Origin of the sequence: Hydrocarboniphaga sp. (assembly GCF_965279055.1) — a bacterium.
Taxonomy (GTDB): Bacteria; Pseudomonadota; Gammaproteobacteria; order Nevskiales; family Nevskiaceae; genus Hydrocarboniphaga.
In genome coordinates, this window is record NZ_OZ257125.1 from 3953233 (window position 1) to 3979902 (window position 26670).

General features: G+C 67.7%; 22 protein-coding genes. 8 read left to right on the plus strand and 14 right to left on the minus strand.

Annotation, left to right across the window (positions count from 1 at the left end):
* Positions 1 to 186: 186 nt before the first annotated feature.
* The 11 genes from ACQZF9_RS17800 to ACQZF9_RS17850 all read right to left on the minus strand — a co-directional run bounded on the left by ACQZF9_RS17800 (position 187) and on the right by ACQZF9_RS17850 (position 10618).
* Positions 187 to 867, minus strand: a complete 681-nt coding sequence (locus ACQZF9_RS17800; protein WP_428310302.1) for an energy transducer TonB — start codon at positions 865 to 867, stop codon at positions 187 to 189.
* 8 nt (positions 868 to 875) lie between these two features.
* Positions 876 to 1283, minus strand: coding sequence for an ExbD/TolR family protein (locus tag ACQZF9_RS17805; protein WP_428310303.1), 408 nt, complete (start codon positions 1281 to 1283; stop codon positions 876 to 878).
* Entirely contained in the window at positions 1280 to 1663 is a 384-nt protein-coding gene (locus ACQZF9_RS17810; protein ID WP_428310304.1) for an ExbD/TolR family protein, read from the minus strand. The genes ACQZF9_RS17805 and ACQZF9_RS17810 overlap by 4 nt, the downstream gene beginning before the upstream one ends.
* Before the next feature lie 12 nt (positions 1664 to 1675).
* Positions 1676 to 2296, minus strand: a complete 621-nt coding sequence (locus ACQZF9_RS17815; protein ID WP_428310305.1) for a MotA/TolQ/ExbB proton channel family protein — start codon at positions 2294 to 2296, stop codon at positions 1676 to 1678.
* A gap of 57 nt (positions 2297 to 2353) precedes the next feature.
* The gene (gene ggt, locus ACQZF9_RS17820) at positions 2354 to 4030 is read right to left on the minus strand and encodes a gamma-glutamyltransferase (protein WP_428310306.1); all 1677 of its coding nucleotides are present in this window, start codon (positions 4028 to 4030) and stop codon (positions 2354 to 2356) included.
* Positions 4027 to 4287 (minus strand): YfhL family 4Fe-4S dicluster ferredoxin, encoded by a 261-nt coding sequence (locus tag ACQZF9_RS17825; RefSeq protein WP_428310307.1) that lies wholly within the window; start codon positions 4285 to 4287, stop codon positions 4027 to 4029. The genes ggt and ACQZF9_RS17825 overlap by 4 nt, the downstream gene beginning before the upstream one ends.
* A gap of 155 nt (positions 4288 to 4442) precedes the next feature.
* Positions 4443 to 5465 (minus strand): bile acid:sodium symporter family protein, encoded by a 1023-nt coding sequence (locus tag ACQZF9_RS17830; RefSeq protein WP_428310308.1) that lies wholly within the window; start codon positions 5463 to 5465, stop codon positions 4443 to 4445.
* Positions 5466 to 5543: 78 nt separating this feature from the next.
* A complete protein-coding gene (gene coaD / locus ACQZF9_RS17835) occupies positions 5544 to 6047 on the minus strand; it encodes a pantetheine-phosphate adenylyltransferase (protein WP_428310309.1) in 504 nt (167 codons plus the stop codon).
* Between the two features lie 50 nt (positions 6048 to 6097).
* Complete coding sequence (rsmD, locus tag ACQZF9_RS17840; protein ID WP_428310310.1) at positions 6098 to 6694, minus strand: 16S rRNA (guanine(966)-N(2))-methyltransferase RsmD; 597 nt, start codon at positions 6692 to 6694, stop codon at positions 6098 to 6100.
* A 134-nt stretch (positions 6695 to 6828) separates the two neighbouring features.
* A complete protein-coding gene (locus ACQZF9_RS17845) occupies positions 6829 to 8550 on the minus strand; it encodes a M28 family metallopeptidase (protein ID WP_428310311.1) in 1722 nt (573 codons plus the stop codon).
* Positions 8551 to 8557: 7 nt separating this feature from the next.
* Complete coding sequence (locus ACQZF9_RS17850; protein WP_428310312.1) at positions 8558 to 10618, minus strand: prolyl oligopeptidase family serine peptidase; 2061 nt, start codon at positions 10616 to 10618, stop codon at positions 8558 to 8560.
* A 239-nt stretch (positions 10619 to 10857) separates the two neighbouring features.
* Between ACQZF9_RS17850 and ACQZF9_RS17855 the strand changes: the two genes are divergently transcribed.
* On the plus strand, positions 10858 to 12561 hold the full coding sequence (locus ACQZF9_RS17855) for a peptide MFS transporter (RefSeq protein WP_428310313.1): 1704 nt from the start codon (positions 10858 to 10860) through the stop codon (positions 12559 to 12561).
* Here the strand turns inward: ACQZF9_RS17855 and ACQZF9_RS17860 are convergent.
* The 3 genes from ACQZF9_RS17860 to ACQZF9_RS17870 form a co-directional block, all read right to left on the minus strand.
* Entirely contained in the window at positions 12554 to 14314 is a 1761-nt protein-coding gene (locus tag ACQZF9_RS17860; RefSeq protein ID WP_428310314.1) for an Ig-like domain-containing protein, read from the minus strand. The two genes, ACQZF9_RS17855 and ACQZF9_RS17860, sit on opposite strands and share 8 nt — an antisense overlap.
* 284 nt (positions 14315 to 14598) lie before the next feature.
* Positions 14599 to 16023, minus strand: coding sequence for a TolC family outer membrane protein (locus tag ACQZF9_RS17865; protein WP_428310315.1), 1425 nt, complete (start codon positions 16021 to 16023; stop codon positions 14599 to 14601).
* A gap of 71 nt (positions 16024 to 16094) precedes the next feature.
* The gene (locus ACQZF9_RS17870) at positions 16095 to 16409 is read right to left on the minus strand and encodes a rhodanese-like domain-containing protein (RefSeq protein ID WP_428310316.1); all 315 of its coding nucleotides are present in this window, start codon (positions 16407 to 16409) and stop codon (positions 16095 to 16097) included.
* A 107-nt stretch (positions 16410 to 16516) separates the two neighbouring features.
* Between ACQZF9_RS17870 and ACQZF9_RS17875 the strand changes: the two genes are divergently transcribed.
* From ACQZF9_RS17875 to tldD, 7 genes are all read left to right on the plus strand, one after another.
* Complete coding sequence (locus tag ACQZF9_RS17875; RefSeq protein ID WP_428310317.1) at positions 16517 to 17074, plus strand: ECF-type sigma factor; 558 nt, start codon at positions 16517 to 16519, stop codon at positions 17072 to 17074.
* A gap of 281 nt (positions 17075 to 17355) precedes the next feature.
* Entirely contained in the window at positions 17356 to 17892 is a 537-nt protein-coding gene (locus ACQZF9_RS17880; protein ID WP_428310318.1) for a Maf family protein, read from the plus strand.
* Positions 17889 to 19358, plus strand: coding sequence for a ribonuclease G (rng, locus tag ACQZF9_RS17885; protein ID WP_428310319.1), 1470 nt, complete (start codon positions 17889 to 17891; stop codon positions 19356 to 19358). The genes ACQZF9_RS17880 and rng overlap by 4 nt, the downstream gene beginning before the upstream one ends.
* Before the next feature lie 136 nt (positions 19359 to 19494).
* Positions 19495 to 23418, plus strand: coding sequence for a YhdP family protein (locus ACQZF9_RS17890; RefSeq protein ID WP_428310320.1), 3924 nt, complete (start codon positions 19495 to 19497; stop codon positions 23416 to 23418).
* Between the two features lie 24 nt (positions 23419 to 23442).
* Positions 23443 to 24060 (plus strand): phosphatase PAP2 family protein, encoded by a 618-nt coding sequence (locus ACQZF9_RS17895; protein WP_428310321.1) that lies wholly within the window; start codon positions 23443 to 23445, stop codon positions 24058 to 24060.
* Between the two features lie 75 nt (positions 24061 to 24135).
* Positions 24136 to 24960: a carbon-nitrogen hydrolase family protein gene (locus ACQZF9_RS17900; RefSeq protein WP_428310322.1), complete on the plus strand. Its 825-nt coding sequence runs from the start codon at positions 24136 to 24138 to the stop codon at positions 24958 to 24960.
* A gap of 117 nt (positions 24961 to 25077) precedes the next feature.
* On the plus strand, positions 25078 to 26520 hold the full coding sequence (gene tldD / locus ACQZF9_RS17905; RefSeq protein ID WP_428310323.1) for a metalloprotease TldD: 1443 nt from the start codon (positions 25078 to 25080) through the stop codon (positions 26518 to 26520).
* The last annotated feature ends 150 nt before the right edge of the window (positions 26521 to 26670 follow it).

Genomic DNA, 26670 nt, shown 5'->3' on the forward strand with positions numbered 1-26670 from the left:
GCCTGTAGGAGCGGGCTTGCCCGCGACCCGCTTCGATGCGCCCGCACCGCCTCGGTCGCGGACAGGGTCCGCTCCTACAGGTGCATTTGTCACCGCCACTTCCGCGACCACGGGCTGGTCGGCCGACGCATGGCGCACTGCCAATTCCGCGTGTAGGAGCGGACCCTGTCCGCGACCAGCACCGCATCAAAGCCGCGGCGGCTCCACCGATACCGGCACGCTCAAACGCCGCGTCTTGCCATCCGGCGGCGCGGGAAACGGCGCGGCGCGCAGCACCAGCGCGGTGGCTTCGCGGTCCAGCTCGGCGATGCCGGAACTGGTCACCAGCTTCACGTTCGACACGGCGCCGTCCGCAGCGATGTTGAACGCGACCTCGCTGTGCGCCGTGCTCAAGATCCCCGGCAGGCTGCGCCGATTGCGGCTGAGTTGCGCGCGCACCTGCGCGATGTAGGCGCCGCTGCCGCCGCCGACCGCACCGCTGCCGGCCATTGCCTTGGGCGCGGCGGCGTCCGGCCTGGCTGCGCTGGTGGGCTTCGCGGGCGGCTCGGACCTGGCGACACGCGGCACCGGTGGTGTTTTCGGCTTGGGCTTCGCTGGCCGCAGATCGATCGGCGTCGCGGCCAAGGTCAGGCTGTCGCTCGGCGTCACCGGCTTGTTCGCGGCGGCTGATTTTTGCTGCGGCGCGAGTGGTGAAAGCGCCTTTGCATCGAGCTGCGGCGCGACGCGATCCTCGCCGCCGAAGCCGCTGCCCGAACCTTGCAAAGCCTGATCACCACGCCCACCGACGGCTAGCGCCAGCAGCAGGATCAGCAGCAGGTGCACGGCGAGCGCGATGTACAGCGACAGCGCGGCCTTGAAACGGCTCATCGCCGGCTTCAGCCGCCGCCTTGCGTCGTCAGCAGGCTGGCGCGGGCGACGCCGGCGGCGCGCAGCACTTCGAGAATCATCACCACGCGCTGCGCCTCGGCACCGGCGTCGGCCTTGACGATCAGCGCGCGATCACCGGCGGTTTGCTGCCAGCTCCTGGCACGCGTCAGCAGCACGTCCGGCTCGATGATGTCGCCGCCGAAACCGATGCGGCCCTGGGCGTCGATGACCAGCGTGTCGCGCGCCGCCTCGAGCGCGGTCTGTGCGGCCGAACGCGGCGGCCGCACCGCGAGCACGTCGGGCGCGGCGATCACGCCGGACAGGATCACGAAGATCAGCAGCAGGAACGCGAAGTTGATCATCGGCACCATGTCGATGGCACCGGGCATGCGCTTTTGCTGACCGTGGATTTTCATGGCGCCGCGTCGGCAGCACGCCCCAGCGTCAGCGCCGCGCCGGTGGGCTTGAAGCGGTCCAGCGCGTCGACCATTGCCTGCAGGCTGACGCCGGGACCGGCGACCAGCACCGCGCGCGCGCCGCGTTGCTGCAGGCGCTGCGCAATGGTGTCGAAGCTCGCCGGCTGCGTGTCCAGCAGCAGGCCGCCGTCCTGGCTCACCTGCACCAGCACGGCGCCGTTTTCGGCCTCGTCGCCACCGCCGGCCAGCGCCATCTGCCAGCTGTGCCAGTCGCCGTACTGCGTCACCAGCATGAAGAAGAACAGCAGCACGAACATCACGTCGACCAGCGAGGTCAGCACGATGGTGTTGCGACGCTTGTTCTTGCGGGCGATGCGCATCGGCGGTTGCGCTCAGCGCGCGCCGCTGGTCAGCAGCGCGGTCAAGGCCGACTCCATGCGCTGCTGCAGGCACTCGATCTGGCGGTCCAGGTAGTTGAACGCGACCAGCGCGACGATCGCGACCGCGAGGCCGCCGGCCGTGGTCAGCAGCGCCTCCCACAAGCCGCCGGACAGGATCGCCGGGCTGACCTTGTCGCCGGCCGCCTGCAGCTGGCGGAATGCCTGGATCATGCCGAGCACGGTGCCGAGCAGACCGAGCAGCGGCGCCAGCTGCGAAATCACTTCCAGCGGCCGCATCAGGCCGCGCAGGCCTTCGAGTTTCTCGGCCGCGTAAGCCTCGATGTATTCGCGCACCTGCTCGTCGCTGCGCGCGGCGTCGGCGCGCACCGTGATCGCTTCGCGCATCACGTCGGCCAGCGGCGACGGCGAGCCGCCGAGCAGGGTCAGCGCCTGCTCGCTGTGGCCGCGCTGCCAGCTGTCGATTGCACGCGCGACGAAGCGCCGGTCACCAATTCTCTGATCGGTGAACTCCCACAGTTTGACCAGCACGATGGTCACCGTCGCCACCGACAGCGCGACCAGCAACAGCATCGTCGGACCGCCGAGACGGATCCATTCGAAGGCCTGCGACATGCGAAAACTCCCTTGCGTTTTATTCCCCTCTCCCGCACGCGGGAGAGGGGTTCCACATCACTTGGTGACCGGCACCACCCTGCCTTCACCGACGCCCCGCGGGTCCGCCGCCGCCTCGACCTTGCCGCTCTTCGGATCCCAGCTCACCGCCTGCAGATTGCCGTAGCGGCGGCCGACCGGCTTGAGTGTATGGCCCATCGCCGCCAGTGCTTTCTGCTCGTCGGCGGTGAAGGTGTTGTCCTCGATCTCGATCACGTCGGGCAGATACTGGTGATGAAAGCGCGGCAGTGCCACCGCGTGCTCGACCGAGCCGCCATTGATCCAGTCGAGCAGGCCGAGCAGCACCATCGTGATGATGCGGCTGCCGCCGGGCGTGCCGAGCACCAGCAGGCCGCGCGGGCCTTCGACAAACGTTGGCGTCATCGACGACAGCGGCCGCTTGTTCGGCGCGATCTGGTTGGCCTTGCTGCCGATCAGGCCGTAGGCATTGCTGGCGCTGACCGACGCGGCGAAGTCGTCCATCTCGTCGTTCAGGAACACGCCGGTGCCGGGCGGCATGTAGCCGGAGCCGAATTCGAGATTGATCGACAGAGTCGCCGCCGCGCGATTGCCATCGGCGTCGATGATCGAGAGCGAGGTGGTGTTGCTGCCTTCCGGATACGGCGCTGCCGGCGGCAGCGCGCTGCTCGGCGTGGCCTTGCCCGGCGTGATGCTGGCGACCAGATCGCGCGCGTAGCGGCGCGACAGCAGCTCGGCGCTCGGCATCTGCACGAAGTCCGGATCGCCGAGGTACGCGGCGCGATCGCGGTAGGCGCGGCGCATGGTTTCGGCCAGCTGATGCGCGGACTGCACTCGGTCCTTGCCGTCCCAGCCCAGCAGTTCGAGCTGGTTCAGCACTTCACCGAGCGTGATGCCGCCGGCCGACGGCGGCGGCGAAGTGATCACGCGATAGTCGCGGAAGTTCAGCACAATGGGCTCGCGCTCCACCACCTCGTAGCGCGCCAGATCGTCCTCGCTCCAGATACCACCGTTCTGCAGCACGCCGGTGGTCATCAGCTGCGCCAGCCGGCCCTGGTAGAAACCGTTGCGACCCTGCGTGGCGAGCAGTTCGATGGTGTTGCCGAGTTCGGCCTGGCGGATCAGCGAGCCTGCCGGCGGCGGCCCGCCGGCGACCGCGAACGTCGCCACCGCGGCCGGCGACAGCCGCGACCAGTTTCGCTTAAACGCCTCGGCCAGTTTTTCGTCGCAAGCGAAACCGTCGCGTGCGTAGCGGATCGCCGGCGCCAGGCTTTTCGCCAGCGGCAGTTTGCCGTACAGCGTCGCGATATGCACCAGCGCCGCGGGTTCACCCGGAATCGCCGCGGCCAGGGCGCCGTCGCGCGACATCTTGTCGACAGCCTTGCCGGCGGCATCCAGATACATGTCGGCGGTGGCCTTGGCCGGCGCGGTCTCACGGCCGTCGACGAAGGTCTGCAGATCGTCGGACTGCCGATGCAGCAGCCAGAAACCACCGCCGCCGATGCCCGAGCCGGTCGGCTCGACCACGGCGATGGCGGCGCTGACCGCGACCGCCGCATCGAAGGCATTGCCGCCGGCAGCCAGTACCTCCAGCCCCGCGGCAGTGGCCAGCGGATGCGCGCTGGCCACTGCATGGGCGCCGGGCTTGCTGTCGTCTGCCGCATGCGCGACCACGCTGAACACCAGGCACAGCGACAGCGTGAGCATCCTTCTCATGATGTGGCCTTGGTTCCGGTGAGTTGCTGGTATTTGTCGAGCAGCTGCGCCTGCGTCTCTTCGTGATCCGGGTCCAGCGGAATGCAGTTCACCGGGCACACCAGCTGGCACTGCGGCTTGTCGAAATGGCCGACGCATTCGGTGCACAGCTTCGGGTCGATTTCGTAGATGTCGACACCCTGGTAGATCGCCTGATTCGGGCACACCGGCTCGCAGACGTCGCAGTTGATGCACTCGTTGGTGATTTTCAGCGACATGGCGGATCTTCTGTCGGCCTGCGGCCCGCGCCCACTCCGTTCGCCCCGAGTAGCGCCGCAGGCGCGTATCGAGGGGCCGGATCGTGGTCGGGTCCCTCGATACGCCGCAAGCGGCTACTCGGGACGAACGGAGAATGGTTCAGAAGCTTCACGAGTCAGTCCGCCTGTGGCGGCGTGCTGATCAGGTTTGGCTGCACGGCAATCACCGGCCGCGCCGCATAGCGCTTGGCCATCAAGGTGCACACGAACAGCTGCAGCTGGTGATAGAACATCAGCGGCAGCACGATCATGCCCAGCGGCACGTTGCCGAGCAGCAGCTTGGCCATCGGCACGCCGACGGCGAGGCTTTTCTTGCTTCCGCAGAACACACCGGCGATTTCGTCTTCGGTATTGAAGCCGGCGCGACGCGCGATCAGGGTGGTCACGGTCAGCGCGATCGCCAGCAGGCCGGCGGTCAGCAGAGCGGTCTGCGCCAGCGTGCCCCAGCCGTAGTTCGACCAGATGCCGGCGGCGGCGGAATCGGCGAAGGCGTTGAACACGATCAGCACGATCACCGTGCGGTCGGACAGCGTCACCAGCTTCTTGTTGCGCGCGATCCAGCCGGCGATCCAGCGACGCGCAATCTGGCCCAGCACCAGCGGCAGGAACAGCTGTTCGGCGATCTTGATGAACTGCTCGATCAGTGATCCGCCACCGCCGCCGGTGTGCATGTACAGGTTCACCAGCAGCGGCGTGACGACCATGCCGAGCAGGCTCGACAAGGTGGCGTTGAAGATCGCGCCGGCGACGTTGCCGCGCGCCAACTGCGTCATCGCGATCGAAGTCGAGATCGTCGACGGCAATGCGCACAGGAAGAAGAAGCCCGACAGCAGGTCGCGCGGAAACACCCGGTCCGTGGCAAGCACGAACGCCAGGCCGATCAGCGGAAACAGCCCGAAGGTCGACAATTGCACCAGCAGGTGCAGCCGCCAGTTGGTGGCGCCGGCCGCAAGGTTGGCGAACGACAGGCCGGCGCCGGCGAAGAAGAACACCAGGCTGACGCCGAGCGTGGTGATCCGATCCAGATGCAGCACGCCGCCGCTGGCACCGAGCGCCGGGAACAGCGAGGCGATCGCGACCGCGAGCAACATCGAGAGAACGAAGCCGTCGATCGACAGACGGCTCAGCAACGACTTCATTTCAGGCCTTCACAAGCCCGGGCTTCATCCGGGCCACGGTAGCCCGGGTGAAACCCGGGAGAACAAGCGAGCACGACCTCAGGCACTCGGCCGCCCGAAGCGCGCCAGCAACGGCGCGATCACCGCCTGCGGCACCAGCTTGGCAACCGGCGCGCCGAGGCCGGCGAGTTCGCGCACCAGGCTCGACGACAGATGCGCGTATTCCGGCGACGGCGTCAGCATCACCGTGTCCAGCTGCGGATACAGGTCGCGGTTCATCACCGCCATCTGCTTTTCGTAATCGACATCGACCACGGTGCGCACGCCGCGCACCAGCACGTTGACCTCGTGATCGCGCGCGAAGTCGACGACCAGACCGGAGAAGCCGATGACCTCGACATTGCCCAGATCGGAGGTCACTTCGCGAATCATCGCGACGCGCTCCTCCAGCGAAAAGCGCGGGTTCTTGGCCGAACTCAGGCCGACCGCGACGATCAGCCGCGGGAACATGCGCGCGGCGCGATGGATGATGTCGTTGTGGCCCAGCGTCACCGGGTCGAAGGTGCCGCTGTAGGCCGCGACGATTTTCGGCGCTTTGCTCACCTGGTCTGGCTCCGGCGGGTCGAGGAACCGCGAGTTTACCCGACGCCGCTTCAGCCCTGGGCCGAGGCCGGCAGCGGGTCCGGCACTTGGTCCGGCACTTGATACTGGGCCAGGCAGAAACTGACCAGGCCGGCCTGCTTTTCGCGCAGCAGGCGCCAGCCCGGCGCGAAGCTCGGCGGCCGTGATTTCGGCCATTCCAGATAGACGCGGTTGTCCGGCTTGAGCACGCGCGGCAGCAGCGCCAGCGCCTGCTCCAGCAGCGGGCTGTCGTAGGGCGGATCGAGCGTGACCAGATCGAAGCGCTGCGGCGTGTCGGTGAGGAAGCGCAGCGCGTCCTGGCTCAGCACCTCGGCCTGTTCGGCGCCGAGCTTCTGCAGCGCATTGCGGATCGCACGCGCCTGCGCGCTGCCGCTTTCGACAAAGGTCGCCGACGACGCGCCGCGCGACAGCGCCTCCAGGCCGAGCGCGCCGCTGCCGGCGAACAGATCGAGGACGGCGGCGCCGCTGATGCGCGGCGCCAGCCAGTCGAACAAGGTTTGCCGGACGCGGTCCGGTGTCGGCCGCACGCCGTCGGCGGCGTCGAAGTCCACCAGCCGGCTGCGCCATTGCCCGCCGATGATGCGCAGTTGTCCCAAGGGGCGTTTCATCGCGGCATTTTATGCGATGCGTGCAAGGGAACGCGCTTCACTGCCTCTGCAGGAGCGGACCCTGTCCGCGACTGTGCCGGCGAAGCCTCAGTCGCGGACAGGGTCCGCTCCTACAGTTTGCGCAAATCCCGGCGTTACTTGCCCAGCATCGAATCGCGCTTGGCCTTGAACTCCGAGCCATCCTTCCACACCGGCCAGCGGTCGCTGTTGGCCACCACGTCGCCGACTTCGAACAGCAGCTGCACGTCCTGCGCGCCGCCGCTCAGGTCCCAGTCCGGTTTCACTTCGTCGGTGAGCTTGTGGTAGTCCTTGGCGGTGTATTCCTCGCGCTTGGACTCACCAAAGCCGGGCTTGCCGACCACGTCGACGCCGGCCTTGGTGTACAGCGAGGGCACGCCCTGTTTGGCGAAGTTGAACTGGTCGCTGCGGAAATACGAGCCTTTCTGCGGCTCGGCATCGGCGATGACAATACGGCCGTGGCGCGTGACGATCGCGGTGTAGTCGTCTTCCAGCGAGTTCTGGCCGGCGCCGACGATCTGCGTGTCGCGCGTCGCGCCCCAGGTCCCGAGCACGTCCATGTTGAACGTGGCGACGGTCTGTTGCAGCGGATACAGCGGATTTTCCGAGTAGAACTTGCTGCCGAGCAGGCCCTGTTCTTCGGCCGTCACCGCCATGAACAGGATCGAGCGTTTCGGCCTGATCTTCAGCGATGAATACGCCTGCGCGATTTCGAGCAGGCCGGCGACGCCGGTGGCGTTGTCGGCGGCGCCGTTGTAGATCTGGTCGCCTTGCAGCGAGGTGTCGCGGCCGAAGTGATCCCAGTGCGCGGTGTAGATCAGGTACTCGTTCTTGAGCTTGTCGTCGGCGCCTTCGAGCTTGGCGATGACGTTGTGGCTCTGCACTTCCCGCACGGTGTTTTCGATGGTGTAACTGACCTTGGCTTTGGCCAGCGGCACCGGCTTGAAGTCTTTCGACAGCGCCGCCTTTTTCAGCGCGTCGAAATCCTGGCCGCTGGCCTTGAACAGTTCCTTGGCCTTGTCCAGCGTGATCCAGGACTGCACCGGAACACGGCTCATGTTCTTGTCGGGATTGGCCAGGCCGAACTGCTCGCCTCCCCAGGAGTTCTGCACCACTTCCCAGGGATACGCGGCCGGCGCGGTTTCGTGAACGATGATCGCGGCGCTGGCACCCAGCTCCGAGGCGATTTCGAACTTGTAAGTCCAGCGGCCGTAATACGTCATCGCGCGACCCTTGAACATCGCCTCGTCGAGCTTGCCCGGATCTTTCGGGTCTGGAATTGCCGGATCGTTGATCAGCATGACGATGGCCTTGCCTTTCACGTCCAGGCCTTTGTAATCATCCCAGCCGTATTCCGGCGCCTTGACGCCATAACCGACGAACACCAGATCCGAGCCCTCGACCTTGACCTCGGGCACCACGTGCGAGGTCGCGGCGACAAAGTCCTTGCCCGGTGTGGTCGCGATCGTTTTGCCGTTGACGATCAGGTTCATCACCGGCTTGCCGGTGATGCCGACCAGCGGCACGTTCTGCACGTAGCTGCCATCGGGATTGCCGGGCGCCAGGCCCATCGTCTTGAACTGCTCGCTGATGTAGGCCACCGATTTTTCTTCGCCGACGGTGCCGGGCAGGCGGCCTTCGAACTCGTCGCTGGCCAGCACCTTGGTGTGCTGCAACAGACCGGCGGCGTCGATCTGCGCCAAGGCCGGCGCCAGAGCGTTTTCGGCGGCGACGCTGGGCGCGGCCGGCGCGCTGGCTTCGGCTGATGGCGCTTCTTTCTTGTGGCAGGCGGCGAGCAGCACGACGGCGCTCAGCGCAATGCGATTGAAGGTTTTCATCGGCGCCTCAGTTCTTCGGTTTCAGATAGCGGTCGAGCCAGCTCTGCACGGTGTCGTACCACTGGATGCTGTTGTTGGGCTTCAGCACCCAGTGGTTTTCGTCGGGGAAATACAGGAACTGGCTGTCGATACCGCGGCGCTGCAATGCGGTAAAGGCGCCGATCCCCTGCTCGACCGGGATGCGGTAGTCGAGCTGGCCGTGCACGATCAGCATCGGCGTCTTCCACTGCGCGACGTGATTGACCGGGTTGAATTTCTCGTAAGCCTCGGGCTTCTCAAACGGCGTGCCGCCATGCTCCCATTCGTCGAACCACAGCTCTTCGGTGGCATAGCCCATGCTGCGCGCGTCGAACACGCCGTCGTGCGTGACCAGGCACTTGAAGCCGTCGCTCCAGTTGCCGGCGATCCAGTTGACCATGAAGCCGCCGTAGCTGGCGCCGAGCGCGCAGGCGTGATCGGCGTCGACGTAGTCGTAGGTTTTGGCGGCGTAAGCCAGGCCTTTCTTGAGGTCTTCGAGCGGCTTGCCGCCCCAGTCGCCGGAGATCGAATCGGTGAACGCCTGGCCGTAGCCGGTGGAGCCGTGAAAATCGATCCAGACCACGCTGTAGCCCATGCCGGCGAACAGCTGCGGATTCCAGCGATAGTGGAAGTCGTTGCCCATGCTGCCCTGCGGGCCGCCGTGGATGATGAACGCGGTCGGGTACTTCTTGCCGGGCTCGTAGCCGACCGGCTTCATCACGTAGCCGTAGACCTTGTCGCCACCGGCGCCTTCGAACGAGAACTGCTCGTAGGGCGCCATTTCGATCGCCGCCAGCTTGTCGGCGTTGTGCCGCGTCAGCTGCGTGGTCGTGCCGTTCCAGGCGATGCGATACAGATCGTCTGGCGCTGCCAGGTTGTTCTGCGTGTAGACCAGGCCGTCCGAAGACAAATTAAAGCCGCTGACATTGCCTTCGCCGGTGAGCTTCTTGATCGAGCCGCCGCCGACCAGGTTCAGCGCGAAGATCGGCTTCTGGCCGAGTTCGTCGGCGGTCGCGTACAGCGTGCTGCCATTCTCCGAGAGCGCGATGTGATCCGGCGAGCGATCCCACTTCGGCGCCAGCTCGCGAGTTTTGCCGCTGCGCAGGTCGCGCACCATGATGTGGAAGCGGTCGGCCTCGAAGCCGGGACGCTTCATCGCCAGATACACCAGCGTGCGGCCGTTCGGCGTGACGATCGGCTGCGCGTCCCAGGCCAGATTGTCGGCGGTCAGATTGACCGGCTTGCCCTTGCCCTCGGTGTCCACCGAAAACAGGTCGAAGTTGGTGCTCCAGGCCTCGGTCTTGCCGGCGATGCGCGCCGAGAAGATCACGGTCTTGCCGTCGGGGGTGAAGGTGTATTCGGCGTCGTCGCCGAAAGGCTTGGACGGCACGTCGCCGTCGATGCCGCGCGACAGCAGCCGCGGCTCGCCGATGCCGCCGCCGGACTTCAGCGCGGCGACGAACAGCTGTGAGCGCGCGCCGCTGTACCAGGTATCCCAGTGGCGCACGAACAGCTTGTCGAACAGCACGCCGCTGGCTTTTGCCTTGGCACGCTCGTCGAAGCGCTTCTTGCTGCAGGCGAGCGTGTCGCAGTCGGCGAACACTTCCATCGACACGACGATCTTGTCGCCCTTGGGCGAGAGCTTGTAGCTGCCGACGTCCAGCGGCAGCTGGGTCACCGCCTGCGCCTCGCCTTCCAGCGCCTGGCGCCAGACCTGGGCGCTGCCGCCGCGCGTCGACAGGAAGTAGACAAACTTGCCGTCGGCCGACCAGCGCGGCGTGTCCGATTTGCCGGTGGCGGTGGCGAACTTGCGCAGGTTGCTGGTCTTCAGGTCCATCAGCCAGATCGAGAGCACGCCCTTGTTGGCGTCCATGTCGGTGGTGCGCAGCACGTAGGCTAGGTAGCGGCCGTCCGGTGAAACCTGCGGATCGGAGACGCGCTCGAAAGCGACCACGTCGCGAATCGTCAGCGGTTTCTTGTCGGCGGCGGTGGAGGCACAGGGCGCGAGGGCGGCGGCTGCGAGCAGCGCCGCGAAGAGCAAACGGGTCATGAGAGGGTCCGCTGTCGAAAGGGGAATGGTAAGGAGTTTGCGTGGGCTTGGCACTGCCGCGGCCGGGGCCGTCCCCTCTCCCGCGTGCGGGAGAGGGTGCCGCGCAGCGGCGGGAGAGGGCTTTCGGCACAGTCCACGCCCCGCCCTCTCCCGGCCCTTCGGGCCACCCTCTCCCACACGTGGGAGAGGGGAAGCTGCATGCTACCGTCCACAAAACATCTACCAGATCCGCATCCGACATGGCTCCTGCCTCCGACGGCGATTTCCTCGGCCACCCGAAAGGCCTCTACGTCTGCTTCTTCACCGAAATGTGGGAGCGCTTTTCGTTCTACGGCATGAAGGCGCTGTTGCTGCTGTATCTGCTGAAGTACCACCTGTTCGGCGACGACGCCGGCTACGACCTGCTCGGCGCCTATGGCGGCCTGGTCTACGCGGTGCCGGTGATCGGCGGCATGGTCGCGGATCGCTGGCTGGGCATGCGCAAGGCGGTGGTGTTCGGCGGCGTGCTGCTGGTGCTCGGCCACCTCGGCATGGCGTATGAGGGCGACGCCGCGCGTGTCGTCGACGGCGTGGTCGTGCGCGACGACGCCGCCTTGCAGGTGTTCTATCTGTCGCTGGCGCTGATCATCATGGGCGTCGGCTTTCTGAAGCCGAACATCTCGACCATCGTCGGCAAGCTTTATCCGGAAAACGATCCGCGCCGCGATTCCGGCTTCACGCTGTTCGCAGCCGGCATCAACGTCGGCGCGATGTCCGCGAGCCTGATCTGCGCGTATCTGGGCGAGACCTACGGATGGAAGTATGGCTTCGGTGCGGCCGGCATCGGCATGATCGCCGGGCTGGCGCTGTTCCTGTGGGGCCAACGCTATCTGCAGGGCCACGCCGAGCCGGCCGAGCCGGCCAAGCTGCGCGAGAAAGTCGGCCCCGTGTCGCGCGAAACCGCGATTTATCTCGGCGGTGTCGGCGGCGTCGCGCTGGTCTGGCAGCTGATCCAGCGCACCTGGACCGTGCACGGCGTGATGCATCTGATCGCCGCGGCTTTAGTCGCCTGGTTCGTCTGGTTTCTGGCCCGGCACTGCAATCGCGTACAGCGCGCGCAGATGCTGTCGCTGGTCGTGCTGATCTTCGGCGTGCTGATTTTCTACACGCTCTACGAGCAGACCTACGGCGCCTGGATCACGTTCACCGACCGCCTGCTGACGAAGAATTTCTTCGGCTTCACCAGCACCGCCTCGGGCCTGCCCTGGGCGTTCTATTCGCTGGCCGCTAGCCCGCCGCTGATGATCGCCGCGCTGATCGCCAGCGATCGCGGACGCGGCGAGGTCGGCGTCGCGCTGATCGTCGTGCTGGTCGTGGGTCTAATCGTCGCGATCACGCGCGACGTGGTGCTGGTGCCGCAGACCGCGGGCTCGTTGACGTTTCTCGGCGCGTTCTTCCTGGTGGTGCTGGCGCCGCTGTTTTCCTGGCTGTGGCCGGCGCTGGAAAAGCGCGGCCTGAATCCGAGCAAACCGGCGAAGATGGGGATCGGCCTGCTCGCGGCGGGCCTTTCATTCATACCGCTGAACGCCGGCGCGCACGCCGCGGGCGGCGGTGAACTCGCCAGCGTGTGGTGGCTGGTGATCGCGTATTTCGTGCTGGAAATCGGCGAAATCTGCCTGCTGCCGATCGGCATGGCCGCGGTCACGCAGCTGTCGGTGGCCAAGGTCGTCGGCGTGATGATGGGCGCGTTCTGGCTTGCCACCGCCTACGCGGAAGTGCTCGCCGCGCAGTTCAGCAAGCTGGCGTCGATCGAGATCCCCGAAGGCACCACGATCGACTTCGCCACCGCGTCGGCACGCTACTCCGAGCTGTTCGGCACGATGACCTGGGTCGGACTCGGAGCCGGCGTGCTGGTGCTGGCTATCACGCCGCTGGTGCGCCGCGGCATGCACGGACTCAAGTAGCGGAGCCGGCGGCACGCGCCAGCGCGCGGCGGCGCAGGCGCACGATCGCCAGCGCGCTGAGCACCAGCAGCAGCGGCCATTGCATCGCGCCGCCACCACCACCGCTGCTGCTGGTGTCGGTGCCGCCGGTGCTGCCGCCGGTGCCACCACCACCGGAGCTGGCCTGCGCGACGACCACGGTTACCGGCACCACCGCGCTGCTGACGCCGTCGCTGACGGTGTAAGTGAAGCTGTCGGAGCCGACGAAGTCATTCGGCGGCGTATAGCGCAGCGCGTTGCCGACGATTTCGACAGTTCCGCCATGCACGCTGTTGGTGACCGAGGTGATGGTCAGCGCGCCGGCGCTGCTGCTGTCGTTGGACAGCACGTTGAGCAGGTTACTGACGCTGTTGCCGACGACGTTGAGCGTGTCGGCCACCGCGGTGACGATGGTCGCGCTGCTGTCGCGGCCAGCGAGGGCGGTGATGCCGCTGGCATCCGGATCGAGCCAGGCCTTGAGCTGGCCGCTGGCCGCTGGATTGGCGGTGTACGCCGCTTCCAGGCGCGCAAAATAATCGTTGCCCGAGGTGTTGCTGCACGAGGTGTCGCCGCCCGACAGCAGGCCGACCAGCCGGTGATTCTGGTTCCACAGGCCGCCGCCGGACGATCCGGATTCGGTGATGCCGCGCGACCAGTTCAGCTGCCAGCTCTTGACCAGGCGCTTGCAGTTGCTGCCGCCGCTGCCGGCACCGTCCAGGCAGACGTTCTGGCGCACCGCCGCGGTGCTGAACGTGCTGATGCGCTTTTCCTCGCCCTGCGGTTGATGGATCGCGACGCCGGATTGCGGGATCGCGCTGCCGGCGTCCCAGCCGGCGAAATAAACCTTGTATTCGGAATTGGGCTGCTTGTTCAGACGCAGCAGCGTGAAGTCCGAGCCGACATCGGCCGCGATCAGCGTAGAGCCGCTCTGGTTCTGGCCGAGGCTGCCGTTGGGCGTGCCGCCGCAAGTGCTGGTCTGGTAGTTCCAGTAGAACACCACCGACGAGGCCGGCGTGCCGCTGGTCTGGCCGATCTGGCAGTGATTGGCGGTGATGAACAGCGGGTCCTTGTCCTGGCGCGCATTGTTGAGCAGCTGGCCGCTGCAGACGTAGGTGTTGCCGATGCTGATCATCGCCACCGCGCGGCCTTCGTCGCGCCAGGCGTTGCCGTCGCTGCAGGCCATGTCGACATTGCAGCTGCCGGACTTGGCAGCGGCGATCACGCCACTCTTGCTGATGTCGAGAAACGCATGATCGACCTGCGCCAGCTGCAGCTGCACCGCGTCGCGCGCGTCGCTGGGCACCTGCAGTTCCAGCACCGCCGCGGCACCCGGCACGATCGCGGTCCACAGCCGGCCTTCGGCGGTCTGGTCGGCGCTGGTGTACGGGCCCTGCACCAGCGCGCCGGCCTCGTCGTAGACCCACAGCGAGGCACCCAGCGGCAGCGAAAACCTCGAAAATTCCAGGCCCAGACCGACCGCGCCGCTGGAGCTGACGCGTGCGCGCCAGCGATCGACGCCGGGCTCGGCCTGATCCCACAAGCCGTCGTTCAATCCGATACTCAGCGGCGTCGCCACCGCGAACTGCACCGGATCGCTTTTGCCGCGGACCTGAGTCAGCGCCTTGGCGACGACGACAGCGGCCGTGCGATGCATCGGCAGCGACGACAGCGACGACAGATCCGGATCGAGATGTCGGCCCGCAGCGGCGAACGCACAGACGGGAGCCAGGGACAAAGACGAAACCAGCAGCCACGCAAGCGGTGCACGCATACCCGAAACTCCCGAATGTTGACGCCGGCAAGCGCCGGCTTACGGGGCTCAAGATGGGATGGCGCGCCCTGCGCACCGCAAACAAAAATCCCCGGCGGAGCCGGGGATGGGATGAACGGCGCAAGGCCGTCAAATGCTAAAAACAGGCGGCGCAGACCAGCTGTACGAGTGGTAGTTGCGTACGTGAATACCGCAGGTTACTCGTCGTTGCCGCCATTGCCGCGACGGCGGCAGCGCCGCTTTCGCTACTAACCCGCCACCAGCAGCTGATCGATCTCGGCCAGATCCGCCTGCGTCAAACGACCGGAAGCGGCCTTCAAGGTCAGGATCGAAATCAGGTAGTCATAGCGCGCACGCGCGTAATCGCGCTGGGCGCTGTACAGCAGGCTCTGCGCGTTGAGCACGTCAACCGTGGTGCGCGTGCCGACTTCCAGGCCGGTTTCGCTGGCCTGCAACGCGGTCTGGTTGGACACCACCGCCTGCTTCAGCGCGCGCACCCGTGCCGAGCCGGACAGCACGCCCAGGTAGGCGTCGCGGGTGCTGCGCTGCACGCTGCGCAGGCTGCCTTCGACTTCGGCCTGGCGTTGCTGCGCCACGCTCTGCGCCTGGCTGGTCTGCGAGTTGACCAGGAAGCCGCTGAAGATCGGCACGTTGACCTGGATGCCGATGCTCGGCCCCCTGCTGCTCTGCGCCTGGTCGCCGACCACGGCCTTGCGCTCTTCCTGCTGCTGGTCGGAATCGGTGTACTGGCCGACCAGGTTCAGGGTCGGGTAGTGGCCGGCGCGGGCGATGTCGACATCGTGGCCGGCCAGCGTCGCGTTGATGCGCGCGATCGCCAGATCGAAGTTGTTGTCGCGCGCCTGGCCGAGCCAGTCGTTGACGTTCTCCGGCTGCGGGCCCGGCAGCGGGATTTCTTCCTGCAGCGGCACCAGCTTGGCGTCCTGCTGGCCGGTGACTTCGAGCAGCGCCTCGCGCGCGGCAGCGAGCTTCTGGTCGGCCTGGATGACGTTGGCCAGCACCAGGTCGTAGCTGGCCTGCGCCTCCTGCACGTCGGTTACCGCGGACAGGCCGACTTCGAAGCGCTTCTTGGCCTGCTCGAGCTGGCGGTCCAGCGAGTTCTTCTGCGCGCCGGTGTAGCGCAGGTCGTCGTTCGCGGCCAGGTAGTCGAAGTAGGCGCGCGCGGCGCGCAGCATCAGGTTCTGCTCGGCCGAGCGGTAGGTCGCCTGGGCCAGCGCCAGCTGGTCGGAGGACTTGGAGTAGCGCAGGAACGCGGCCCAGTTGAATACCGGCTGGGTCAGCGTGACGCTGAGGTTCTTGGTGGTGTCGTTGGTGTCGAAGTCGGCGCCCTGCGAGACCGGCACCAGGTCGGGGCTGCCGTCACCGTCGGTGTCATCGGGCACGCTGTCATTGTTCAAATCCACCGTCGACAGCGTGCTCTGGCTGAAGTCGCCCTTGGAGCGGCCCTTGCTGTAGGCGTAGCTGCCGGTGATCAGCGGCAGCAGCGCGGCGCGCGCCTGCGGCCGCGCCTCCAGCGCGGCGTCGCGGGAAAAGCCGGCGGCCGCGAACTGGGTGTCGTGAGCGACCGCCAGCGAATAGACGTTGAGCAATTCATTGGCCGAGGCCAGGCCGGGCAGCAGGCCCAGCGCAGCGGCAGCGAACAGTGACAAACGCATCTTGTATCCCCCAAGCGAAATGGAAATCCGGCGGCCCCCACAGGCCTCTAGCGTCGCGACGCTTCCGCAGATCAGTACCGCGGCAGGCTCTCGTCGAGTTCCAGCGACCAGGCGTCGATGCCGCCGGCCAGATGGGAGACATCGGTGAAACCGCTGCGTTCCAGAAAGCGCGCCGCCCGCTCGCTGCGGACGCCGTGATGGCATAAGACGGCGATCGGCTGGTTTGGGTTTAACTCGCCGACGCGATCGGGCAAATCATTCAGCGGAATGTTGACCTGCGGCCCCGGCAGCGCGGCGATCGCCAGCTCCTCGGGCAGGCGCACGTCGAGCAGCACGGCGCCGCTGGCGACCAGGGCCTGGAAATCGGTGGGGCTCAGCGTGCGCATGCGGGTCGGGTCCAGCAAAGGAAGGGCCGCAGTATCTCATTCCCAAGCGGCTCGCGGCATCGCTATGATCGATCGCTTGCACCGGAGAAGCACGGGGGTCAGGGACGATGGGCGAAATCACCGAGCTGCTCGACCAGGTCCGCCTGGGCCAGAGCCAGGCGCGCAATCAGCTGTTCGAGCGGGTCTACACCGAGTTGTGCGCCCTGGCGCGCGCCAAGCTGGCCCGCGAGTCCACGTTCACCAACCTCGACGCCTCCGGCCTGGTCCACGAAACCTACCTGCGCCTGGGCCCGGGCGCGCAGCTGCAGGAAGGCGACCGCCGCAGCTTCTACGCCTACGCGGCGACGATCATGCGCAGCATCATCGTCGACGAGGCGCGACGCCGCGGCGCCAGCAAGCGCGGCGGCGACCAGGTGCAGGTGACCCTGCTGACCAGCCTGCAGGCCGGCCAGGCCGAGGAGCAGCTCGACATCGAGGCGCTGGACGCGGCGCTGCAGCAGCTCAAGCAGATCGACGAGCGCTGCCACCAGGTGGTGGAGCTGCGCTACTTCGCCGGCCTGGGGATCGAGGAAGTCGCCGAGCTGCTGGAACTGTCGCCGGCCACGGTCAAGCGCGAATGGCAGAAGGCGCGCGCCTTCCTGTTCCGCGCGCTGCACTCCGGCTGAATCTGCGGCTGGATTGACGCCGGCGACAGTCTGAGAGGCGGCGCGCCGGCGCTGCAGCCCCGGCAGCGGCTCGGCGCCGGCGTGGCGCCCGGCGGTCCGCTGCGGCACCGGGCCGCGAATGTGGTCGTGTCTGGCCGCGGCTGCGCGAGCGGGCGCCTATCACCGCTTCGACGGCTTTGCCCGGTTTTCCGGGTGCATGCGATAGTTGCGCGATGCTTGCCTCCTCCCGCAGTGCCGCCCCCCAGTTCTATCTCGCCTCGCGCTCGCCTAGACGCGTGGAGATGCTGCGCGCGCTCGGCTACCGCTTCGACTGCCTGCCGGCGGACGTCGACGAAACCCCGCTGCCGGCCGAGGCGCCCGCCGCGTTCGCCACGCGCATGGCGCTGAGCAAGGCGCAGGCCGCCGCGGCCCGCGCCGAACAGGCGCTGCCGGTGATCGGTGCCGACACCGATGTATCGGTCGACGGCCGCATTCTCGGCAAGCCGGCCGATCGCGACGACGCGCTGGCCATGCTGGCGAGCCTGTCCGACCGCAGTCACCAGGTGTGTTCGGCGGTAGCGATCGTCGCCGGCAGCCAAACCCTGCAGGCGCTGAGCGTCACCGAGGTGCATTTCGGCGCGGTCAGTCGCGACGACGCGCTCGCCTACTGGAACGGCGGCGAGCCCGCCGACAAGGCCGGTGCCTATGCGATTCAGGGCGGCGCCGCGCGCTGGGTGCGCGAAATCCGCGGCAGTTACACCGGCGTCGTCGGTCTGCCGCTGCTGGAGACCTGCGAGCTGCTGACGCGCCTCGGCATACGGCCGGAGCGGCGCGCATGAGCACCGAGATCCTGGTCAACATCGGCCCGCAGGAAACGCGCGTCGCGCTGGTCGAGGGCGCCGCCGCGCAGGAGATTCACGTGCAGCGCGCGTCGCGCCACGGCCTGGTCGGCAACATCTACAAGGGCCGCGTACAGCGCGTGCTGCCGGGCATGCAGGCGGCGTTCGTCGAGATCGGCCTGGAGCGCACCGCGTTCCTGCATGTCGCCGACATGATTCCGGCGCAGCCCGGCGCCAACGGCGAGCCGCCGCCGCAGCCGCCGATCGGCCAGCTGCTGCGCGAAGGCCAGGACGTGATGGTGCAGATCCTGAAAGACCCGCTCGGCAGCAAGGGCGCGCGCCTGTCGACGCTGCTGTCGATCCCGTCGCGCTACCTGGTGCTGCTGCCCTACGAGCCGCACAGCGGCGTGTCGGCGCGCATCGAGGAAGAAGCCGAGCGCATGCGGCTCAAGGACGCGGTGTCGCGCGTCCAGCAGGGCCAGTGCCCGCAGTTCGGCGTGATCGCGCGCACCGCGGCCGAAGGCGCCGACGAGGACGCGCTGGCGCGCGATCTGGAGTTCCTGCTGCGGCTGTGGGCCTCGATCAGCGCGACCGCGCGCACCGCCGGCCCCGGCACGCTGGTCCATGGCGATCTGCCGTTGTCGATGCGCATCCTGCGCGACCTGCTCGGCACGAACGTGGAACGCGTGCGCATCGACAACGCCGCCGAGTTCGAGCGCCTGCAGCAGTTCGCGCGTGACTTCGTGCCACACGCGGCGCAGCTGGTCGAGCTGTATCACGGGCAGGCGCCGATCTTCGATCTGTTCGGCGTCGAGGACGACATCGAGCGCGCGCTGGCACGCAAGGTCGATCTGAAATCCGGCGGCCATCTGGTGATCGACCAGACCGAGGCGATGACGACCATCGACGTCAACACCGGGGCCTTCGTCGGCAATCGCAATCTCGAGGAAACCATCCTCAAGACCAACCTCGAGGCCAGCCAGGCGATCGCGCGCCAGCTGCGGCTGCGCAACCTCGGCGGCATCATCATTCTCGACTTCATCGACATGAAGAACGAGGATCATCGGGCGCAGGTGCTGCGTTCGCTGGAGAAGGAATTGAAGCGCGATCCGGCGCGCACCCAGGTCTACGATTTCTCCGCGCTCGGCCTGGTGGAAATGACGCGCAAGCGCACCCGCGAATCGCTCGGGCACATTCTGTGCGAGCCCTGCGCCACCTGCGAAGGGCGCGGCGCGGTCAAGACCATTGAAACGGTTTGTCACGAGATCGCCCGCGAAGTGCAGCGCGCCGCGCGCCAGTTCGAGGCCAAGGCCTTCCTGGTGCTGGCGGCGCCGAACGTGGTGCAGCGTCTCAACGAAAACCAGCCGCTGGGGCTGGCCGAACTCGAGGCCGCGCTGAACCGCCCGATCCGCACGCAGGCCGAGCCCGCCTATCACCAGGAGAACTTCGACGTCGTGCCGCTGTGATCCCTCGCTACGCCGCTGACATGACGGGCGTACGGAACGAACGGATTTTCGCATTCATCTGCGTGCCGGCGCCGCCGTGTTTCATTGCTTGTTGAACTACTTCGTCTTCGCGGGTCTCCACTAGAAAATGGAACGGGTGAAACGCCGCTGGTGGACCGTGTGCGTGACCGCGCTCGCGTCGCTGGTCGTGCTCGCCGCGGTGATCAGTGGCCTGTTCCAGCTCGCCGTACTGGCGCTGCCCGGCTATCGCGAGCAGTTGTCGGATTACGTGTCGAGAGTCGCCGACCGGCCGATCGATATCGGCGGGGTTGCGCTGGTCTGGTATCGCCTGCGGCCGCAGCTCGAACTCGACGACATCGTGCTCTACGCCGACGACGGCGAAACCCCGGCGCTGTCGGCGGACCGGCTGCGCATCGGCTTCGGCCTGATGCGGCTGCTGCGCGGCGACACCTTTCCCAGCCAGATCGAACTGGGCGGCCTGCAGGTCGTGGTCGACATCGATCTCGACAATCAGGTGCACGTGCACGGCCTGGATACCGCCGGCAAGGCCAAGGCCCAGCACGACTGGCGCCGCGATGTCGGCCGATTCGACGTGATCCGGCTCGAGGACTGCACGATCACGCTGGACGACGCGCGGCTCACCGGCGGCACGCCGAAATTCCATCTGCTGCAGGCCGAGGCCAGGCGCCGCATCGGCGGCGCCTCGTTCGACGCCAGTGTCGAGCTGCCCCGCTTCATGGGCGAGAGCGCCGAGTTCGAAGGCCGCATCAAGGGCGACCTCGACAAGCCCGAAACCTGGCAGGGCCGATGGAGCCTGGCGCTGGACAATCTGGCGCGGCTGCCATGGCTGGAGGCGCGCCTGCCCGGCCATCCGCAGCTCAGGCTGGTCAACGCCGACCTGAGCATCAGCGGCGCGATCGAACAGGGCGTGGTCGACGGCGCCGATGTGCAACTGGAGGCCAGCCGTATCGCGGCGCGGCGCGGCCAGAAGCTCGCGGAGCTCAAGGACATCGAACTCGTCGCGCAGGCACGGCGCAATGGCCGCAGCTGGTCGCTGGAAGTGCCGCGGATGAAACTCAGCGGCGCCTCCGGCGCCTGGCCGGCGACGCGGCTGCGGCTGCAGTGGACGCCGCTGGTCGAGGGCGGCAGCGAGGTCCAGGCCGACGCCGATTTTCTGCGGCTGCAGGATCTGGCGCCGTGGATGATGCTCGCCGACGATCCCTCGACCGCGCGCCTGGCCGGGGTTTCCGGCGAGCTGCGCAACCTGGTCGGCCGCGGCCGGCTCGCCAAGGGCGCAGCGGCAAGCTATTCGCTGCGTGCCGAGCTCGACGGCCTGGGCTTCAACGGCGGCGACGACCACCCGGGTTTTTCCGGCCTGAAAGGCGAGATCTCGGCGACCGAGGCCGGCGGCCGGCTCGCGGTGTCGGCCGAACCTTTCGAGCTGCGCGCGTCGAAAGTGTTCGCGCAGGCCGTGGTCTTCGACCGGCTCGACGGCGCGCTGGACTGGACCCACGACACGCAGGGCTGGCAGATCAACATGCCCTCGTTCTCATGGCAGCTCGAAGGCACCCAGGGCCAGGGCGATCTGAAGCTGCTGCTGCCGACCCAGCCCGACACCTCGCCGGTGATCAGGCTCGGCGCCACGTTCACTGCCAAGGACGTGACCCGGCTCAAGCCCTACATGCCGGTGACCTGGTCGCAGAACCTGCACGACTGGCTGCAGCGCGCGATCGTCAACGGCCGCGTGTCGCAGGGCAAGCTGGCGCTGGAAGGCGAGCTGGCGAAGTTCCCGTTCAAGGACGGCGACGGCCAACAAGGCAAATTCCAGCTGGATCTGGACGTGGCCGACGCCAAGCTCGCCTACGCACCGGACTGGCCGGCCGCCGAGCAGGTGGCGGCGCGGCTGCAGTTCCTGGCCAATGGCCTGAGCATCACCAGCGACAGCGGCAGGCTCTCGGGCAACCGTGTCGAACACCTGGTCGCGAGCATTGCCGATTTCAAGGACGCGGTGCTGAGCATCGACGGCGAAGTCGACGGCGAAGCCTCGCGCTACTACGACTTCCTGCGCGCCTCGCCGCTGGCCCGGCGCCTGTCCGGCCTGCTCAACCGCACCCAGGCCAGCGGCAACGCCTCGGTCGCGGTGAAGCTGTCGATTCCGCTGCACGACGCCCAGCACACCGAGGTCAACGGCACGGTGCGGCTCAAGGGCGCTGAGCTGCTCTACCAGGGCCTGGACGAGCCGTTCCGCGAGCTCGGCGGCGAGATCGCGTTCACCACCACCGGCGCCAGCGCGCAGGACGTGACCGGCACGTTCTACGGCGTGCCGGCGACCGCGGCGCTGACGCCGATGGAGGGCGGCAACACCCGCCTGACCGCCGATCTGGATTACGCGCTGCAGAGCGACGGCGCCGGCCTGTCGCGCTACGTGCCGGCGTTCCTGCGGCCGTATCTGAGCGGCGGCAGCCACTTCCGCGCCGAGGTTGTGCTCGGCCCGGCCTCCGACGGCCTGCTGGTCAGCAGCGATCTGCGCGGCGTCGCCGTCGACGCGCCGGTGCCGCTGGGCAAGGCCGCCGATGAAAGCCTGGCGCTGGCCGTGCGGGTCGGCGGTGGCACTACCAACACGCCGGCACCGGCCGCCGAACCCGGCGCCGCCGACAGCGCGCCGCTGTCCATCACCGTCGCCTATGGCGACCGCCTCGGCGCCGGCGTGCTGCTCGCACACAAAGGCAGCGAAGGCCTGCAGGCGCAGCGCGTGCTGGTGCATCTGGGCTCGGCGCACATTCCGACGCCGGTCGACAACGGCGTCTACGTCGAAGGCTCGGTCGCCGAATTCGACCTCGGCGACTGGATCGCGACCCTGCGACGCGGCAGCGAGCAGGCCGATCTGCAGGCCGCGGCGCTGACCCGGCCCGAAGGCGTGCAGAGCGGCGGTGCGGCCGACGGCCTGCGGCTGCAGGCGATCAGCCTGCATGCCGATCGCCTGCACTATCAAGGCTACAGCGTCGGCGGCGTGCAGCTCGGCTACCGCCCCGCGGCCAACGGCGGCTGGTCCTCGACCCTGGCCGGCGACAATGCCGAAGGCACGGTGGACTGGCAGGTGCAGCCGGGCACGCAGGCCGGCGGCTCGACCGCCGCGAACGCGACCCTGGTGGCGCGCTTCAGAAAGCTCAACGTGATACCGCGGCCCAAGGTCGCGGCCGATACGGCCGCGGCGGGCGAAGTCGCCGACAGCCAGCACGCCGAGGTGATCGATCCGTCGAGGATGCCGGCACTGGATATCGACGCCGACCAGCTGCAGCTCGGCGAGGCGCATCTGGGCCATGTGCGCGTCAACAGCGAGCGTATCGCCGGCGGCCAGCGCCTGACCCAGCTCAGCGCCACCGGTGCCGACACCGAACTCAAGGGCAGCGGCGAATGGCTGCGCCGCAACGGCGTGTCGACCGCGGTGCTGACGTTCGATCTGGACACCAAGACCGTCGGCGATCTGCTGGAAGGCTTCGGCTACGCGCGCAACGTCAACGCGCAGCGCGGCCACTTCAAGGGTGCGATGAACTGGCCACTGTCGGCGACCGGGATCGACCTGGCGCAGGCGCAGGGACGGATCAACCTGGACATGGAAGCCGGCAGCTTCAGCGCGGTGGAGCCCGGCGCCGGCCGCGCGCTCGGCCTGCTCAACGTGTTTGCGCTGCCACGCCGGCTGACGCTGGATTTCCGCGACGTGGTCTCCAAGGGCCTGGGCTTCGATCATGTGCACGGCAGCTTCAACGCGGCCAACGGCAATGCCACCACCGACGACCTGAACATCGACTCGCCGTCGCTGAAGATCGAAGTGCGCGGCCGCATCGGCCTGGCCGCGCGCGACTACGATCAGCGCATCAAGGTCTACCCGGGCGTCTCCGGCGGCGTCACCCTGGGCGCGCTGCTGCTCGGCGGGCCGGCGGTCGCGGTGATCGCGCTGGTGGCCCAGGAAGTGCTGGACAAGCCGCTCGACCAGGTCACCCAGCTGGCCTATCGCGTGACCGGCAGCTGGGACAATCCGCAGGTGAAGCGCGCGGATTGATGCCTCACTTTTAATGGGAACCCCGTGACCGATTTGATGATGCTGGTGACGCACTTCGGCGCCACCGTGCTGCTGGCGCCTTTTTCGCTGCTGGTCGCCGCCTGGCTGTGGCGCGCGGTCGGCTGGCGCGAAGCGTTGCTATGGTGCGGCTGCGTCGCCGGGGTCGGCATCGTGACCGGGCTGGCGAAGATCTATCTGCAGCTCTGCGGCCTGCATCTTCACGGCGTGCACAGCCCCAGCGGCCACACCGCGTTTTCGGCGATCGCCTATGGCGGCTTCACCGTGATCGCGATGTCCGGCAGCCGCAGCCTGCGCGCCAACCTGTTCCGCGTCGGCATCGCGCTGTGGGTGCTGCTGATCGGCTATTCGCGCGTCGTCGTCGAGGCGCACTCGCCGAACGAAGTCATCGTCGGCCTGGTCATCGGCGGTGCCTCGGTGGCGGTGTTCGCGGCGCTGTATCGAGGCCGCGTGCGGCCGCCGTACCTACTGGCCGGCAGCATCCTGCTGGCGGTGGCGCTGGTCGCGCTGCTGGTGATACCGGACCAGGTGTTCACGCTGGAAAACTGGCTGCACCGGATCGCGCACCAGCTGGTGCCGTACCGCGGCTCCTTATGCCCGGCTCCGCCGGTGACCGCCGCGTGAGAAGATGAGCGCGGCGGCGGCCCAGCCCGGGCCGCGCGACCATCGGTACCGCCACACCAGGAGCTCGCCACCGGCATGACGATCGTCGCAGCCATCCAGCTCAACAGCACGGCGGATCTCGCCGAAAACCTCGCCGCCGCGCGCCACTGGCAGGGCGCGGCCGCGGCCGGCGGCGCCAAGCTCGCCGCGCTGCCCGAGAACTTCGCGTTCATGGGCAAGCGCGAAACCGACAAGCTGGCGCTGGCCGAATCCGACGGCGGCGGGCCGATCCAGGACTTTCTGGCTCAGACCGCGCGCGAGCTCGGCATCAGCGTGATCGCCGGCACCGTGCCGGTGGCGGTGCCCAGCGACGATTCGCGCGTGTATGCCGCGTCGCTGGTCTACAGCGCCGCCGGCCGGCGCATCGCGCGCTACGACAAGATCCATTTGTTCGATGTCGACGTCGATCGCGGCGACCGGATCGAGCACTACCGAGAATCCAATACCATCGCCGCCGGCGAGCCGGCCTACGTGGTGGTGCCGACCGCGGTCGGCGCGCTGGGCCTCTCGGTCTGCTACGACCTGCGCTTCCCTGAGCTGTTCCGCGCGCTGGCGCAGCGCGGCGCCGAAATGCTGTGTATCCCGGCCGCGTTCACCCAGCAGACCGGTGAAGCGCATTGGGAGCCGCTGCTGCGCGCCCGCGCGATCGAAAACCAGTGCTTCGTGCTCGCGCCCGGCCAGTGCGGCACGCACGCCACCGGCCGCCAGACCTGGGGCCATTCGATGATCATCGATCCCTGGGGCGTGGTGCTCGGCGAGCGCCTTGATGACACGCCCGGCGTGGTGCTGGCGGATCTGGACTTCGATCGCCTGCGCCAGGTGCGCGCCAGCCTGCCCGCGCTGAAGCATCGGCGCCTGTAGCCCGGGTGAAACCCGGGGTATCGAGCGCGCGTCATCCCGGCTTGCACCCGGGCGACGACACTTGGCGTCGCGGCCCACGCCCCCATACTGACTATTCGCAATAAAACCCGAGCCCTCATGAGCACTGCCCTCGACGTCGCCCGCGCCACCCTGCTGAACCCCGCCGAACTGGATGAGGCGCGGCTCGACCGGGTGCTCGACGGCCTGATGAAACCCGGCATCGACGCGGCCGACCTGTACTTCCAGTTCAGCAAGAGCGAGCACTGGTCGCTTGAAGAAGGCATCGTCAAAAGCGGCAGCCACAACGTCGAACAGGGCGTCGGCGTGCGCGCGGTTTCCGGTGATCGCCAGGGCCTGGCCTACACCGAGGAGCTGCGGCTGGATGCGCTCGAAGACGCCGCCACCGCGGCGCGTGCGATCGTCGATCACGGCAGCCATCACCCGGCGCAGCGGCTTACGGAAAGCCGCGGCCTGGCGCTGTATCCGGCGATCAATCCGCTGGACACGCTGCCGACGCCGGAGAAGCTGCAGCTGCTGCGACGCGCCGACGTCGCCGCGCGCGCTGCCGATCCGCGCGTCAAGCAGGTGATGTGCGCGCTGGCGATGAATTACGAAGTGGTGGTGATGGCCAGCACCGACGGCCGTCTCGCCGCCGACGTGCGCCCGCTGATCCGCATGGACGTGACCGTGATCGTCGAGCAGAACGGCCGTCGCGAGCAGGCACATGTCGGCGGCGGCGGCCGCAGCGCGCTGGACTATTTCGCTCAGCTGCAGCACCCGGAAGAATACGCACGCGAAGCCGTGCGCCAGGCGCTCGCGCTGCTCGACGCGGTCGCCGCGCCGGCCGGCAACATGCCCGTGGTGCTCGGCCCGGGCTGGCCCGGCGTGCTGTTGCACGAGGCGGTCGGCCACGGCCTGGAAGGCGATTTCAATCGCAAGGGTTCCTCCGCGTATTCCGGCCGCGTCGGCCAGAAGGTGGCGAGCGATCTGTGCACCATCGTCGACGACGGCACGCTGCAGGGGCGCCGCGGCTCGCTGAATCTGGACGACGAAGGCACGCCGACGCGTTGCACCACGCTGATCGAAAACGGCGTGCTCAAGGGCTATCTGCAGGACACGCTGAACGCGCGGCTGATGGGCGTGGAATCCACCGGCAACGGCCGCCGCGAATCCTTCGCCAGCCTGGTGATGCCGCGCATGACCAACACCTACATGCTGGCCGGCCCGCACGATCCGCAAGAGATCATCAAGAGCGTCGAAAAAGGCCTGTATGCGGTCAATTTCGGCGGCGGCCAGGTCGACATCACCTCGGGCAACTTCGTGTTCTCCGCGAGCGAGGCCTACCTGATCGAGAACGGCAAGATCACGCGGCCGGTGAAGGGCGCGACCTTGATCGGCAACGGCCCGGAAGCGATGCGCGCGGTGTCGATGGTCGGCACCGACCTCAAGCTCGACGGCGGCGTCGGCGTCTGCGGCAAGGAAGGCCAGAGCGTGCCAGTCGGCGTCGGCCAGCCGACGCTGAAGATCGACAGCATTACCGTCGGCGGCACGCAGGCCTGAGTTGCAGCGGCTCGCTTTTTTGCGACGGCCGGGCCTTACTTCGGCAAGTCAAAAGCGAAGCTCTGCCGGTGCAGGAGCGGATCCCATCCGCGACTGTGCGGTCGCGGCCTCAGTCGCGGACAGGGTCCGCTCCTACAGGTTCGGACACTT

Coding starts and splice junctions, on each gene's coding strand:
- ACQZF9_RS17800 (WP_428310302.1), bottom strand. CDS start 867: ATGAGCCGTTTCAAGGCCGCGCTGTCGCTGTACATCGCGCTCGCCGTG.
- ACQZF9_RS17805 (WP_428310303.1), bottom strand. CDS start 1,283: ATGAAAATCCACGGTCAGCAAAAGCGCATGCCCGGTGCCATCGACATG.
- ACQZF9_RS17810 (WP_428310304.1), bottom strand. CDS start 1,663: ATGCGCATCGCCCGCAAGAACAAGCGTCGCAACACCATCGTGCTGACC.
- ACQZF9_RS17815 (WP_428310305.1), bottom strand. CDS start 2,296: ATGTCGCAGGCCTTCGAATGGATCCGTCTCGGCGGTCCGACGATGCTG.
- ggt (WP_428310306.1), bottom strand. CDS start 4,030: ATGAGAAGGATGCTCACGCTGTCGCTGTGCCTGGTGTTCAGCGTGGTC.
- ACQZF9_RS17825 (WP_428310307.1), bottom strand. CDS start 4,287: ATGTCGCTGAAAATCACCAACGAGTGCATCAACTGCGACGTCTGCGAG.
- ACQZF9_RS17830 (WP_428310308.1), bottom strand. CDS start 5,465: ATGAAGTCGTTGCTGAGCCGTCTGTCGATCGACGGCTTCGTTCTCTCG.
- rsmD (WP_428310310.1), bottom strand. CDS start 6,694: ATGAAACGCCCCTTGGGACAACTGCGCATCATCGGCGGGCAATGGCGC.
- ACQZF9_RS17845 (WP_428310311.1), bottom strand. CDS start 8,550: ATGAAAACCTTCAATCGCATTGCGCTGAGCGCCGTCGTGCTGCTCGCC.
- ACQZF9_RS17850 (WP_428310312.1), bottom strand. CDS start 10,618: ATGACCCGTTTGCTCTTCGCGGCGCTGCTCGCAGCCGCCGCCCTCGCG.
- ACQZF9_RS17855 (WP_428310313.1), top strand. CDS start 10,858: ATGGCTCCTGCCTCCGACGGCGATTTCCTCGGCCACCCGAAAGGCCTC.
- ACQZF9_RS17865 (WP_428310315.1), bottom strand. CDS start 16,023: ATGCGTTTGTCACTGTTCGCTGCCGCTGCGCTGGGCCTGCTGCCCGGC.
- ACQZF9_RS17870 (WP_428310316.1), bottom strand. CDS start 16,409: ATGCGCACGCTGAGCCCCACCGATTTCCAGGCCCTGGTCGCCAGCGGC.
- ACQZF9_RS17875 (WP_428310317.1), top strand. CDS start 16,517: ATGGGCGAAATCACCGAGCTGCTCGACCAGGTCCGCCTGGGCCAGAGC.
- ACQZF9_RS17880 (WP_428310318.1), top strand. CDS start 17,356: ATGCTGCGCGCGCTCGGCTACCGCTTCGACTGCCTGCCGGCGGACGTC.
- rng (WP_428310319.1), top strand. CDS start 17,889: ATGAGCACCGAGATCCTGGTCAACATCGGCCCGCAGGAAACGCGCGTC.
- ACQZF9_RS17900 (WP_428310322.1), top strand. CDS start 24,136: ATGACGATCGTCGCAGCCATCCAGCTCAACAGCACGGCGGATCTCGCC.
- tldD (WP_428310323.1), top strand. CDS start 25,078: ATGAGCACTGCCCTCGACGTCGCCCGCGCCACCCTGCTGAACCCCGCC.